Origin of the sequence: Ruminococcus sp. AF31-8BH (assembly GCF_003460605.1) — a bacterium.
In the GTDB taxonomy this organism is placed as follows: domain Bacteria; phylum Bacillota; class Clostridia; order Lachnospirales; family Lachnospiraceae; genus Blautia_A; species Blautia_A acetigignens.
The window spans coordinates 177841-190818 of record NZ_QTVN01000005.1; the positions used below are offsets into that span (position 1 = coordinate 177841).

Here is a 12978-nt window from a genome sequence, read left to right on the forward strand (position 1 = left end):
TGATGTATGAGAAATTATTAGAGAATTGTACCTTGTGTCCTCGGGAATGCAAAGTGAACCGTTTGGAGGGAATGCGCGGCTATTGCGGCATGGACAGTAGAATAAGAGCTGCCCGTGCCGCTCTTCATATGTGGGAGGAGCCCTGTATTTCCGGTAAAAAAGGCTCCGGAGCTGTATTTTTTTCCGGCTGCGGACTGCGCTGCTGTTTCTGTCAGAACCGGGACATTGCCATTGGGGACAGCGGAAAAGAGATTACGGTGCAGCGGCTTGCAGATATTTTTCTGGAGCTGGAGCAAAAGGGGGCGGCGAATCTGAATCTGGTGACAGGTGCTCACTATGTACCGCAGATTATTTCCGCCCTGGAAATCGCCAGAAGAAAGGGATTGATGCTGCCGGTAGTGTATAATTCCAGCGGATATGAAAATGTGGAAACCCTTCGGCTGCTGGAAGGATATGTGGATGTTTATCTGCCGGATATGAAATATGCGAATGAAAAGCTTGCCGCTGCTTTTTCCCATGCAGAGGATTATCCGCAGAAGGCCCGTGCCGCCATTGCCGAGATGGTTCGCCAGACTGGCCCCTGTCAGTTCGTGGAGGATGGCTATATCAGAAGGGGAACCATTGTCCGCCACCTGATTCTGCCGGGACATACCAGAAATTCCCTGGCTGTGCTGAAGGAACTGCATGAGACTTACGGAAATGATATTTTTATCAGCGTAATGAACCAGTACACGCCAGTTTTCAAACAGGAGAAATACCAGGAACTGAACCGAAAGGTGACAAGAAGGGAATATGAGAAGGTGTTAGACGGAGCGATTGCGCTTGGTATCGAAAACGGCTATTTCCAGGACGGGGAAACTGCCAAGGAGAGCTTTATTCCGGCGTTTGATTATGAAGGGGTATGAAAAGAATTTAATGAGATAAGAAAACCGCCCAGGTGTCACAGGCACAAGGTAAGGATGTCCCTGAGATTTGGCAGCAGCAAGATTCTGTTATTCTTAGCATAGTCCAGGAGCACACGCCTCTGTGCATCTGGGGAAAGTTCATCCTGACTTTATAAATCTGACCGCGATTTCCAATTTCAATGATATCAACAATAATTCCATTCACATCAAATATTACACAAAAATCACCAACTCGTAAACGGTAACCGTCAGTTCCCTGCAACTTTTTGATGTCTCCCTCTTGGGGAAGCTTGCTAATAGCGGTGACTAAGCGCTCAAGTGTGCTACAGAATGGGTAATTTCTGTGTCGTTATTGAGGGTCATATTTCCAACACTTATTGGATTTACCTTTTTATTTACTGTAAGAATAGTCTATTTTAAAAATACTGGTATGTCAATACAAAGCAACAAGAAGGTTGTTAAAACAATAATGAGATAGCAAACGTTTACTTTTTGATGGATATATAGTAATATAGAAATATCTTATCAAAAACGTGGAAAATTTCTCCTGAAATGGAAGGAGGCCGGTGCTTTCGCACCGGCGCGTATGAAAAAGAAAAATATTAAATTAAGAAAGACTTGGTGCTTTCTACAGTTAATAATATACGAAACAAATGTGACAAAAATGTGAAATACATTTGAAAAAAGAGTGAAACGATTTTAGATATTTTTGCACAAAATCACGAAACACATACACGAAACAAAGGAATTTTACCAGATGAACGGACATAAATATGAGCACAGATGCGCACAAATGCTGCGAAGAAAGGGTTTTCACCATGTAGAAGTCACTAAGAAAAGCGGCGATCAGGGAGTTGACATCATCGCCTACAAGCATTTTTCCAAGTATGCGATCCAGTGCAAATACTACTCCTATCCGGTTGGAAACAAGGCAGTTCAGGAGGTATACGCCGGTGGCAAATATTACGACTGTGACCGCTGCATTGTTATGACCAACGGCACCTTTACCAAAGCGGCCATCAGCGCAGCCAACAAATTAGATGTGAAATTATGGGAAAACTGCTCCCTTCTGAAAAGCACCAGCCTGGTTTTTGAGGTGATGCGGATTATGAATATCCTGGAAATTATTCTGGGATTTTACCTGCTTCGAAATGCCTTTCCCTTTTCCCAGCGAGAGTTTCTTATGTATTACAGAGAATTCTGCCTGATCTTTGCAGGAATTCTTGGCTGGCTTGGATTTGGAAACTGGGGAGCCAGCACTCTTTGCGGCGCCTTGTACCTGTTTCTTGGCTTTTCATTGAAAGCGCCTGTTTTTTCTGGCTTTACAGTCAATGGAATCAATCTTGTATTTCTGATTCCAGCACTGATTTATTTTGTCCACGTATATTTTCTGAAACCCAAGTCATAAACATTTCCGACGGGTTCTACATAAAATAAAGGGAACGAATTGACTAAGTCTGAAAGGATCTGTTCATGGAAAATTATCAGATGAACCGTTCGGGCTGCCGCCCTTATAATAGAACCTGCGGAATGATGAAACCTTCCAATTCCAGTACTCCCAACTGTCCCTGTTCTTCCCGTTCACAGGAGAATATGTATGACCATCTGAAGCATCTGGTTCCAGCTATGGCTTATGTGCCATACCAGAATTTTACTTCTTCTTATGACCTTGACTACGCCCTTTCTGTAGGAACTATTTTTCCACAGCTGTGCAAGCCATTCTGCGGAAAGCGAGGTGTTCGAAGATGATGAAAAATCAGACCTCCAAGCGTCGCTGCCTGCTTCAGCAGATCAATGAAGTCAGCTTCGCTGTCAACGATATTCTTCTCTATCTGGATACTCACCCGGACGATGAGAAAGCCCTGGCATTTTTTGAAGATGTTTCAGACAGGCGTAACCAGCTGCTGGCAGAGTATGCGAAGGACTACGGCCCACTGACCGTAGACACCGCATCCAAAACCTGCGAAACTTCATGGAAATGGTCCCAGCAGCCATTCCCGTGGGAAAGGGAAGGAGCGTGATCTTTTATGTGGAATTATGAAAAGCGTCTGCAGTATCCGGTTAACATCACCACGCCAAACGCCAAATTGGCACAGTTCATCATGAGTCAGTACGGTGGCCCCGACGGCGAGATTGGAGCATCCATGCGCTACCTCTCCCAGCGTTTTACCATGCCGAACAGAACTTCTATGGCAGTACTGAATGATATCGGTACGGAGGAACTGGCGCATTTGGAAATGGTTTCCACCATCGTTCACCAGCTGACTCGGGATCTTACGATGGAAGAAATTGAGAATTCCGGCCTTGGGCCATATTATATTGATCATACAGTCGGAGTATGGCCCCAGGCTGCAGGAGGCGTTCCATTTAACGCATGTGAGTTCCAGAGTAAAGGGGATCCGATCACAGATCTTTTTGAAAACCTTGCTGCGGAACAAAAGGCACGCTCCACCTATGACAATATCCTGCGAGTAGTACGAAATATCCCGGAAGTTGCTGACCCCATTCGCTTCCTGCGGGCAAGAGAAGTGGTGCATTTCCAGCGTTTCGGTGAAGCTCTCCGCTCTATCCAGGAGCAGTTGGATGCCAATAATTTCTACGCATTTAACCCAAGCTTTGACAATCCATGCAAAGCAAGCTGTGCGCCGGAAGCAAGATAAGTTTTTATAAAAAAATTCTGTCTGCAGAAATGTAGTTTTTGCCGCTCTGGTGCTGATTGAACTGCACTGGAGCGGCTGTTTTTATTTCATTTCCCTACAACATCTTCCGCGCAACCGCCTCCGCCGTAGCCGACCTTGCTGCGGCGCTGGCTTCTGGATTTCTCCGGCAGAAACCGTAGAACAGACAGTCAATCAGCAGAAGCTGCCCCACCTTTGCCGGAATGGAGCCGGACTGAAGAGGTCCCTCATTGTATCCGCAAAGAAGCACCACATCTGCAAACTGGGCAGCCCTTGAATTGGGATAATGGGTCACCAGGATAATGGAAACCCCATGTTCCCTGGCAATCTGCAGGGTATCCTCCATATCCTTGGTGGAGCCGGAGTAGGAGAATACCAGGAGCACATCCCGGGAAGTGGCAAGTGCGGTGTTCATAATCTGCATATGGGAGTCCGAAACATGGACAAAACGTGAGGTAGCTGTGGAAAAACGTGCCCACGCCTCCATAGCCATTACCATGCTGCCGCCGTTTCCAAAGCAAAAAACCCGGTCCGCCTGCACCAGAAGATCCACAGCTTTGTTGATGGCGTTCTCATCCAGAAGTTCCAGGGTTTCGTTTAGGGACAAAACACTGGCCTTGTGGATCTTTTGGAAAATAGTATTCAGACTGTCTTCGGAAGCAATTCCCTGGGGAGAATCAGAAAGCTCGCCCATATCTGTGACATGGTCTGTTTTTGCCAGCGCCAGTTTGAAATCATTGTATCCCGCAAGCCCCAGCCCATGACAGAAACGGGTAATGGAAGCTTCGGAGACGCCGCTGTTTTCCGCCAGCGTGGAAATGGAGAAATACTGTGCTTCTCCTGTATGTGCAAAAATATAATCTGCCAGCTTTTTCCCGGAACGGGTCAGGGAATGATACTGTGCAGTTATGGATTCTAAAATATTGCTCGCCAAAACAAATCCTCCTTTGTAAGTTTAATCTTCATCGCCAAGGATAGAAGCGCCCAGCATTCCTGCCTGGTTTCCAAGCTCAGCTTTCTTAATAGTAAGCCCGCGAAAGCTTGGCATAATAGCCGACATCAGCTGCTTCTCAATCTGTGCCGGAATATAAGGCTGCTCCATAATGCCCCCTCCCAGAATGATACAGGAAGGGTTGAGCAGATGAATAATGGAAACAAGGCCGTATACGATTTCCTGAATCCACTGATCTACAATCAGCTGAATCTCCTTTTCCTCAATACGGGCAAAAAGAAGCTTGCCGTTGGTGATGGAAGGATCATATTCCATAGCCCGTGCCACCAGGGCAGTGGTGGAAGCATATTTCTCATAGCAGCCGGAGTACATATCTTCTTCAGGACGGCGAAACTCCGGATGGACGATCAGCGCCCCAAGTTCCCCAGCGGAAAAAGAGCTTCCATGGTACAATTTGCCGTCAGTAAAAACAGCACCGCCCACTCCGGTTCCGTAAGTCAGGCAGACAAAATCACGTTCCCTCCTGCCTGCGCCAAAATGTGCCTCCCCGATGGCAGCAGCGTTTACGTCATTTTCCACATAGACAGGAACATGGAATGCCTCTTCCATGATGGCTCTGATGGGAGTTCCCGTATAGCCGGGAATGTTGTGGTTGGCGTATATGATGCTGCCTTTTTCCGGGTCCACCTGTCCTGCAGTGCTGATCCCGATTCTGGCAAAATCCCAGTGCTCTTTATAAGAAGCAATAATCTCTTTGGCAAGTGCCATAACATGCTCTCCTCCAAGAGAAGCCTGGGTAGGGGTCTCACGGATATCACTGAGAACTCCGTTTTCGGCAACTGCAGATTTGATGGCGGTTCCGCCAATGTCAAGAACCATGGTTTTCATAACCGAATTCCTCATTTCTTTTTTATTTTAAAAGCCAGGATATGCATCTTGCCTCCTGACCGGATGCCGGGAAAAAAGCTCCTTCTTCCTGGAAATCTTCCGTTTCATGTTAATTATAACTATAACAAAAGGCTTTTTCATTTGCAACCTTTGCTGCTTTAAAAATGCAAAATATTTTCAAAATAAAAATAAAATGAAAATTATTTTAAAAATATATTGACAAACAGCACAAAAGAATGTATGATACAACCATAATCATTAGCGAGATTTCACAAACCCGGGACGAAATTTTGCACCAGATGTGTAAGGCATGTAGGCTTTCCTTTTCATTATGAAAAAGGCCGATGCGGAACATGACTTGCACCAAGGCAAAGAGACAGGCTGAGAATCAATGGAAGATTTTCAGTAAATAGCAAAAACTAAATAGCAAAAACTAAATAGCAAAAACAATCAAATATTTATGAAGAAGGTAAGGTAAGAAAGAGAGGGTTTATTTATGAAATTCCGTAAAGTTATGGCACTTGCACTTGCAGCTAGCATGGCAGTTTCCTTAAACGCAGTGAGCGTTCTGGCAGAAGGCGGAGATACCACAGACATTACACTGTGGACTTATCCAGTAGGAAGCTGGGGAGATTCAGCAGTTGTTGATCAGATGATTTCCAATTTTAATGAAGCTCATCCAGAGATCAACGTAACCGTTGAGTACCTTGATTACACCAATGGTGATGATCAGATCAATACCGCTATCGAAGGCGGACAGGCTCCTGATATCGTTCTGGAAGGACCGGAGCGTCTGGTTGCGAACTGGGGCGCAAGAGGACTTATGGCAGATCTTTCCGATCTGTGGACAGACGAAGCGAAAGAAGCCATTTATGATTCAGTAGAATCTGCGTGCCAGAATAACGACGGCGTATTTTATGAGTATCCGCTTTGTATGACAGCCCATACAATGGCAATCAATAAAGACATTTTCGAGCAGGCTGGTGCGCTTCAGTATATTGACGAAGAGACACGTACCTGGACAGCAGAAGATTTCCAGAAGGCAGTTAAGGCAGTTTATGATTTCGGTCAGGAGAATGTTGGTGCTGTTTACTGCAGTGGACAGGGCGGTGACCAGGGTACAAGAGCACTTGTAAACAATCTTTTCGGCGGAACCTTTACGAATCCGGAGCATACTGAATACACAGCTAACAGCGAAGAGAACATTAAAGCTCTTGAGCTTCTTTCCTCTATGGATGGAATCAACTTTGATGCTTCTATCGCAGGCGGAGATGAAATCAATCTTTTCTGCAACGGTACACTTGCAATGGCATTCTGCTGGAATGTTGCACAGGAGAAGAATAATGCTGAGAACTTAAGCTTTGACGTACTTCCAATGGCATTCCCGGCAGAGGATGGCAAACCACAGCTTTGCGGCGGTATCTGGGGCTTTGGTGTATTTGATAATGGTGATGAAGCTAAGGTTGAAGCTTCCAAGACATTTATCGATTTCATGGCAAACGACGAGACACAGGTAGTAGAGAGCGTTAAGGCTTCCAGCTACTGGCCGGTAAAAGACCTTGGAAATATCTACGAAGGCGATGACCTGATGACAGAGTACTCCACATTTATCCAGTACATGGGCGACTACTATCAGGTAGTTGGCGGATGGGCAGAAGCTCGTACCGCATGGTGGAACATGCTTCAGCAGATCGGTTCCGGTGCAGACGTAACAGAAGCTGTAGAAGAATTCGTAACCACAGCAAACGCTGCAGCAGCTAAATAATCTGAATCATCTAAGTATGAAAACTAAAAAGAGACTTTGCAACTAAAAGTCACGCACCCTTCCTGTATTTTCCGTGCGGGAAGGGTGTTTTTTTGAAAAAAGGAGGAGACAACGTGTCAAACAAAAGCCGTATGTCAAAGGCGCTGGTAAGAAGAGAGACCATTGCGGGATACGCATTTATGCTTCCAAGCTTAATTTTCTTCTTTGGATTTGTCATCTATCCCATGGTTCAGTGCGTGATTACCAGTTTCTTTGATTCCACTATGAACAGAGAGGATATTTTTATTGGTTTTGGCAATTACATAGAACTGTTTCAGGATAAGGTTTTCCTTGGGGCTCTTCGGAACACGGTCATTATCGTAGTGGTTTCCGTTCCGGTAGTCTGTGTTTTTTCCCTGTGGGTAAGCTCTGTCATCCATAACTTAAGCGGCCCATTATGCTCCATTTTCCGCTGTATCTTCTACCTTCCGGTTGTAACCGGTTCTGTAGCCGTTACTGTTGTATGGAAATGGATGTTCAATAATTACTATGGTATTTTTAACTATGTAGGCAAGGCAACCGGCCTGATTGACCAGAACATTAACTGGCTGGGAGATGAGAGATATGCCCTCGGCTGTATCATCCTAATCCTTCTTACGACTTCCGTGGGACAGCCCATCGTGCTTTACGTATCTGCTCTGAATAACGTAGACCAGAGCCTTGTGGAGGCAGCAGAAGTAGACGGTGCCACCAAGCTGCAGTGCTTCTGGAAAATCAAATGGCAGCAGATCAAGCCAACCACACTTTACATTCTGGTTATCACTACCATCAACAGCTTCCAGTGCTTCGCTCTGATCCAGCTTCTTACAAGCGGCGGTCCGAACCACAGCACAGATACCATTATGTACTACATTTACCACACCGCATTTAAGCTGTACCGCTATGGATATGGAAATGCAATGGGCGTAGTCCTTGCCATTGCAATTGCCATCCTGTCCGGTATTCAGTTTAAGGTTGCACAGTCAGACTGAGAAAGGAGGAGAAGCAAATGAAAAAGAAAAGCAATACAGGCTCCAAGGTTTACCGCGTATTTTCCGTTATTGTGATCACCCTGCTTGCAATCGGATTTGCATTTCCTCTGTACTGGATCATCACAGGATCCTTCAAAACCAGTATGGCGATCAATGCACCAACCCCTCAGTGGTGGCCCCAGGAATGGGTTTCCGCCAACTATCAGAAGCTTTTCAGCAGACAGACCGCACCGTTATGGGAAATCGGAATTCCTTTTACTGGCAAATCCTTTGCAGGCCCGGTAGTTCCGGCAGCTATCCGCTGGCTTCTGAACACTATTTTCATGGCAGTGGTATCCATGCTTCTTACCTGCTTTACTGCAGCTATGGCCGGATATGCGCTGGCAAAGAAACGTTTTATCGGACGTTCCGTTGTATTTACCCTGATCGTATGTGCCATGGCACTTCCGAAACAGGTTATCTTAATCCCATTGCTTCGTGAAATGTCATCCCTTCATCTGTATAACACGATTTGGGCAGTAATCCTGCCCATTGTCGGATGGCCCTTCGGCGTTTTCCTGATCAAGCAGTTTGGCGAGGGAATCCCAGGGGAAATGATGGAGGCAGCCAAGATCGACGGTGCTAACGAGTGGAAAACATTCACCGCCATCGCTTACCCTATGATCAAGCCAGGGGTTGGAGCACTTGCGATTTTCACATTCATTAATTCATGGAACGACTATTTTATGCAGCTGATCATGCTGAGCAGTACCAGCAACCTTACTATTTCTCTTGGTATTGCCAAGCTTCAGGCTGAGAATGCGACAGACTTTGGTCTTATTATGGCTGGTGCAGCTCTTGCAGCAGTTCCGATCATCGTCGTATTCCTTATTTTCCAGAAATACTTTACCAAAGGAATTACAATGGGCGCTGTAAAAGGCTGATAAGCAGCAGAAGGGAGAATCACTTATGACAAAACAGGAACTTTTTGACAGCATCAAAGGCAAAGTAATCGTATCCTGCCAGGCTGTGCCGGGAGAACCTCTTTATGTGGAAGAGAAATCCATTATGTATCTCATGGCAAGAGCAGCCAAACAGGCGGGAACCCCTGCAATCCGCACAAGCAGCATCCGGGATGTGATCGCCATCAAGGAAGAGACCGGGCTTCCGGTAATCGGACTGATCAAGATCAAATATCCGGGATTTGAAAGCTATATCACCCCTACCATGAAGGAGGTAGATGAGCTGGTGGAGGCTGGTTCCGATGTGATTGCGCTGGACTGCACAGACATGAAGCGCGGTGACGGCAAGACAGTGGATCAGTTTATCACAGAAGTAAGAACCAAATATCCGGATGCTATTTTGATGGCAGATATTTCCACATACGAGGAAGGCGTGCGTGCATGGAAGCTGGGCATGGACATTGTGGGCACTACCATGAGCGGCTACACCAGCCATTCCCCGAAGTTAGACGGACCGGATTATGAGCTTGTAACAAAGCTTTCCCAGACTGTGGACATTCCGGTGATTGGGGAAGGCCGTGTGCACTCTCCGGAAGAAGCAGTGAAGATGCTGGAAGCAGGCGCATTTGCAGTGGTAGTAGGCGGCGCGATCACAAGACCCCTTGAGATCGCCGCACGCTTTATCAAGGCAGTAGAAAACAGGGGATAAGAGAAAGAGAGGATGGATTATGTCAAAGTATGATGTGAGCAAATTCAGAAACGTAACAGTTGCATTAAACACACCTTTTAAAAAAGACGGCAGCGTGGACATAGATGCCATAAAAGCAGTGTGCAGATATTTCCGTGACAAGGGAATCAAGCAGATGTATGTGTGCGGCAGCACAGGAGAGGGCTTCCTTCTGGACACTGAGGAGAGAATGCTGGTCGCAGAGACCGTAGTCAATGAAGTGGGAAAAGACATGAACATTATTGTTCACGTAGGCTGCCCGGATACCAGACACTCCTGCATTCTGGCTGCCCATGCCGAGAAAATCGGCGCAGCTGCCACCTCAGCAGTTCCATGTGTATACTACCGTCCAAGCGAGGAGAGCGTTTACCAGCACTGGACCAAGATCACAGAAGCAGCAGACCTTCCGTTCTTTATTTATAACATTCCTCAACTCACCGGATTTAATCTTTCTATGAATCTGTTTAACAGAATGCTGGAAAATGAAAGAGTTGCAGGTGTGAAGTGCTCTTCAGATCCGGCTCAGGATATTTTAAGATTCAAGCACGCTGGCGGAAAGGATTTCATCGTATTTAACGGTCCGGACGAGCAGTTCGTAGCAGGACGCCTTCTTGGCGCAGATGCCGGAATCGGCGGAACCTACGGCGCAATGCCGGAGCTTTACCTGAAAATGGATGAGCTGATCCATCGCCACGAATGGGAAAAGGCAGCGCAGCTTCAGGAAATCGTAACGCCTCTGATCTACCGTCTGTGCAGTTTCCCGTCTATGCATGGTGCTGTGAAGGGAATCATTACATTGGACGGCTGCCCGATGGGTGACCCAAGACTTCCGTTCCTTCCGGTTGCAACAGATGATCCGAAGCTTGTGGAGCTTTATCATGATATCCGAAAGGCAGTAGAGGATACAAAGGAGTGGTAACAGCATGAAGAAACATATTGTATGCTTTGGAGATTCCAATACCCATGGCTACTGTGCCATGAATGACGGCAGATTTGACGAAAACGAGAGATGGACCTGCTTTCTTCAGAAAAATCTGGGAGAGGATTATCTGGTGCTTGAGGAAGGCTTAAGCGGCAGAACGACCTGTTTTAACGATCCCTTATTTGAAGGGCTTTCAGGACTGGATTATATTTACCCCTGTCTGATGAGCCATGAGCCTGTAGATCTTCTGGTGATCATGCTGGGAACCAACGATACCAAGGAGCGCTTTGGCGCGTCTGCAGCCTGCATCGGCCTTGGGCTGAAAAGACTGGTACAGAAGGCTGTTTCCGTGACCGACTGCTGGCGTGACAAAAAGCCCCGGATCCTGGTGGTAACTCCTCAGAATATCGGGGATGAGTATGAGCATTCGGCAGTGCGCACAACCATGGGAGCAGGCTGTGCCGAGAAGTCAAGAGGCCTTGGAGAGCAGTACAAGGCAGTTGCAGAGCTTACAGGGTGCCATTACCTGGATGCCAATGAGGTGATCAGCGCATCCCCGAATCACATTGATTTCATGCACCTGACCGCAGAAGGCCACAGACAGCTTGCAGATGCCCTCACTGCGAAAATCAAAGAAATCATCTGAAAAACAGTATAGAAAAAATAAAATAACATATTCTAAAAGGGAGATCCCGGCACCTAAAATTGTGCCGGGATTTCCCATAATTATGACGTTATTTACTGTAAGAAAAAGACTATTTCCAAAAACATACAGGAGTGCTATAATAGCACTGTTTATATGAAGTATTTTATACATTTGGAGGAACTATGCAAATTATAATTGTTGGGTGCGGAAAAGTAGGACGTACCCTTGCAGAGCAATTACAGGAAGAAGATACAGACATAACCCTGATTGATATCAATGCAGATACCATTAATGAGATTACAGATGAAGTAGATGCCATGGGTGTTGTAGGAAACGGCGCCAGCATCAATACCCTGATGGAAGCCGGAATCGAGACTGCGGATATTCTTATCGCAGTTACGGTGTCAGATGAGATGAATCTTCTGTGCTGCCTGATTGCTCAGAAAACAGGGCACTGCCATACCATTGCCCGTGTGCGCAATCCGATTTACAGCAAGGAGATCGGCTTTATCAAGGAGCGCCTTGGCGTGACCATGATCATCAATCCGGAGCTGGCTGCAGCACAGGAGATTTCCAGACTGCTGCGTTTTCCCTCTGCGATCAAGATCGATACTTTTGCAAGAGGCAAGGTAGAGCTTCTGAAATTCAAGGTAATGCCGGAGTTCAATCTGGATGGAAAGAGTATCCAGGAGATCACAGAGCACTTCCGCTGTGACGTTCTTTTCTGCGCCATTGAGGGAAAAGATTTTACCACCATTCCAGGCGGTACCAATACCATCCGCAACGGAGATATGGTGTCCATTCTTGCCACACCGCAGAATGCAGCGGCATTTTTCAAGAAGATCGGGCTTAAGACCCATCAGGTAAAGAATGCCATTATCGTAGGCGGTGGAACCATTTCCTATTATCTTACCAAGGCATTGCTTGCCATGAAGATCAAGGTGAAGGTAATTGAGAAGGATAAGAACCGCTGTGAGTTCTTAAGCGAGGAGCTGGTGGATGCCACCATTATCAACGGAGATGGTACAGACAGATCCCTTCTTCTGGAAGAGGGCCTTGGAAGTGCAGAGTCCTTTGTTACCTTGACCAATATGGACGAGGAGAACGTTTTCCTGTCCCTTTTTGCAAAAACCATTTCAAATGCCAAGCTGGTAGCGAAGGTAAATCGTCTGGCCTATGACGACATCATTGACAGCCTGGATATTGGAAGCGTCATTTATCCGAAGTATATTACGGCAGATTACATTCTGCAGTATGTGAGAGCAACCCAGAACTCCATCGGAAGCAATGTGGAGACCCTGTACCACATTCTGGATGGCAAGGCAGAAGCCCTGGAGTTTAAGATCAGCGATCATTCTCCTATTGTGGGCAAGACTCTGCAGGAACTGAACCTGAAGAAGAATCTTCTGGTTGGCTGCCTTTACAGAGATGGCACTGTCCGTATTCCACGAGGCCACGATACCCTGGAAATCGGTGACAGCGTAGTAATTGTTACCACCAACAGAGGTCTTCGTGACATCAATGACATTCTTGCGAAGTAAAGG

14 protein-coding genes are annotated in these 12978 nt (G+C 46.4%); 12 read left to right on the forward strand and 2 right to left on the reverse strand.

What is annotated here, in order from left to right; translation table 11 throughout:
- Positions 1 to 2 precede the first annotated feature (2 nt).
- From DWZ38_RS08240 to DWZ38_RS08265, 5 genes are all read left to right on the forward strand, one after another.
- On the forward strand, positions 3 to 905 hold the full coding sequence (locus DWZ38_RS08240) for a radical SAM protein (RefSeq protein ID WP_178105299.1): 903 nt from the start codon (positions 3 to 5) through the stop codon (positions 903 to 905).
- A 757-nt stretch (positions 906 to 1662) separates the two neighbouring features.
- Positions 1663 to 2313, forward strand: coding sequence for a restriction endonuclease (locus DWZ38_RS08250; RefSeq protein ID WP_021924343.1), 651 nt, complete (start codon positions 1663 to 1665; stop codon positions 2311 to 2313).
- Positions 2314 to 2378: 65 nt separating this feature from the next.
- Positions 2379 to 2654, forward strand: coding sequence for a spore coat associated protein CotJA (locus DWZ38_RS22190; RefSeq protein WP_173766407.1), 276 nt, complete (start codon positions 2379 to 2381; stop codon positions 2652 to 2654).
- Entirely contained in the window at positions 2651 to 2926 is a 276-nt protein-coding gene (locus tag DWZ38_RS08260) for a spore coat protein CotJB (protein ID WP_021924341.1), read from the forward strand. The genes DWZ38_RS22190 and DWZ38_RS08260 overlap by 4 nt, the downstream gene beginning before the upstream one ends.
- Positions 2927 to 2932: 6 nt before the next feature.
- On the forward strand, positions 2933 to 3565 hold the full coding sequence (locus DWZ38_RS08265; RefSeq protein ID WP_021924340.1) for a manganese catalase family protein: 633 nt from the start codon (positions 2933 to 2935) through the stop codon (positions 3563 to 3565).
- Between the two features lie 94 nt (positions 3566 to 3659).
- On the opposite strand, the gene DWZ38_RS08270 is transcribed toward DWZ38_RS08265, so the two are convergent.
- Positions 3660 to 4517: a MurR/RpiR family transcriptional regulator gene (locus DWZ38_RS08270; RefSeq protein WP_117851535.1), complete on the reverse strand. Its 858-nt coding sequence runs from the start codon at positions 4515 to 4517 to the stop codon at positions 3660 to 3662.
- A gap of 21 nt (positions 4518 to 4538) precedes the next feature.
- Positions 4539 to 5423: an ROK family protein gene (locus tag DWZ38_RS08275; RefSeq protein WP_117851537.1), complete on the reverse strand. Its 885-nt coding sequence runs from the start codon at positions 5421 to 5423 to the stop codon at positions 4539 to 4541.
- A 496-nt stretch (positions 5424 to 5919) separates the two neighbouring features.
- On the opposite strand from DWZ38_RS08275, the gene DWZ38_RS08280 reads away from it, so the two are divergent.
- The 7 genes from DWZ38_RS08280 (at position 5920) to trkA (ending at position 12975) form a co-directional block, all read left to right on the forward strand.
- On the forward strand, positions 5920 to 7188 hold the full coding sequence (locus tag DWZ38_RS08280; RefSeq protein WP_021924337.1) for an extracellular solute-binding protein: 1269 nt from the start codon (positions 5920 to 5922) through the stop codon (positions 7186 to 7188).
- A gap of 131 nt (positions 7189 to 7319) precedes the next feature.
- On the forward strand, positions 7320 to 8198 hold the full coding sequence (locus tag DWZ38_RS08285; RefSeq protein WP_117851731.1) for a sugar ABC transporter permease: 879 nt from the start codon (positions 7320 to 7322) through the stop codon (positions 8196 to 8198).
- 17 nt (positions 8199 to 8215) lie between these two features.
- Positions 8216 to 9121 carry a carbohydrate ABC transporter permease gene (locus tag DWZ38_RS08290; protein WP_021924335.1) on the forward strand — a complete coding sequence of 302 codons (906 nt, stop codon included), beginning with the start codon at positions 8216 to 8218 and terminating at the stop codon, positions 9119 to 9121.
- A gap of 25 nt (positions 9122 to 9146) precedes the next feature.
- A complete protein-coding gene (locus DWZ38_RS08295; protein WP_021924334.1) occupies positions 9147 to 9848 on the forward strand; it encodes an N-acetylmannosamine-6-phosphate 2-epimerase in 702 nt (233 codons plus the stop codon).
- Between the two features lie 19 nt (positions 9849 to 9867).
- Complete coding sequence (locus DWZ38_RS08300; protein WP_021924333.1) at positions 9868 to 10785, forward strand: dihydrodipicolinate synthase family protein; 918 nt, start codon at positions 9868 to 9870, stop codon at positions 10783 to 10785.
- A gap of 4 nt (positions 10786 to 10789) precedes the next feature.
- Positions 10790 to 11434 (forward strand): SGNH/GDSL hydrolase family protein, encoded by a 645-nt coding sequence (locus DWZ38_RS08305; RefSeq protein WP_117851541.1) that lies wholly within the window; start codon positions 10790 to 10792, stop codon positions 11432 to 11434.
- Between the two features lie 182 nt (positions 11435 to 11616).
- Positions 11617 to 12975, forward strand: a complete 1359-nt coding sequence (gene trkA / locus DWZ38_RS08310) for a Trk system potassium transporter TrkA (protein WP_117851544.1) — start codon at positions 11617 to 11619, stop codon at positions 12973 to 12975.
- Positions 12976 to 12978: the final 3 nt, after the last annotated feature.

Bases quoted from the DNA above. Each gene is read 5' to 3' on its own strand.
- trkA (WP_117851544.1), top strand. From the start codon at position 11,617: ATGCAAATTATAATTGTTGGGTGCGGAAAAGTAGGACGTACCCTTGCA.
- DWZ38_RS08290 (WP_021924335.1), top strand. From the start codon at position 8,216: ATGAAAAAGAAAAGCAATACAGGCTCCAAGGTTTACCGCGTATTTTCC.
- DWZ38_RS08260 (WP_021924341.1), top strand. From the start codon at position 2,651: ATGATGAAAAATCAGACCTCCAAGCGTCGCTGCCTGCTTCAGCAGATC.
- DWZ38_RS08280 (WP_021924337.1), top strand. From the start codon at position 5,920: ATGAAATTCCGTAAAGTTATGGCACTTGCACTTGCAGCTAGCATGGCA.
- DWZ38_RS08295 (WP_021924334.1), top strand. From the start codon at position 9,147: ATGACAAAACAGGAACTTTTTGACAGCATCAAAGGCAAAGTAATCGTA.
- DWZ38_RS08285 (WP_117851731.1), top strand. From the start codon at position 7,320: ATGTCAAAGGCGCTGGTAAGAAGAGAGACCATTGCGGGATACGCATTT.
- DWZ38_RS08275 (WP_117851537.1), bottom strand. From the start codon at position 5,423: ATGAAAACCATGGTTCTTGACATTGGCGGAACCGCCATCAAATCTGCA.
- DWZ38_RS08240 (WP_178105299.1), top strand. From the start codon at position 3: ATGTATGAGAAATTATTAGAGAATTGTACCTTGTGTCCTCGGGAATGC.
- DWZ38_RS08250 (WP_021924343.1), top strand. From the start codon at position 1,663: ATGAACGGACATAAATATGAGCACAGATGCGCACAAATGCTGCGAAGA.
- DWZ38_RS08265 (WP_021924340.1), top strand. From the start codon at position 2,933: ATGTGGAATTATGAAAAGCGTCTGCAGTATCCGGTTAACATCACCACG.
- DWZ38_RS08305 (WP_117851541.1), top strand. From the start codon at position 10,790: ATGAAGAAACATATTGTATGCTTTGGAGATTCCAATACCCATGGCTAC.
- DWZ38_RS22190 (WP_173766407.1), top strand. From the start codon at position 2,379: ATGGAAAATTATCAGATGAACCGTTCGGGCTGCCGCCCTTATAATAGA.
- DWZ38_RS08300 (WP_021924333.1), top strand. From the start codon at position 9,868: ATGTCAAAGTATGATGTGAGCAAATTCAGAAACGTAACAGTTGCATTA.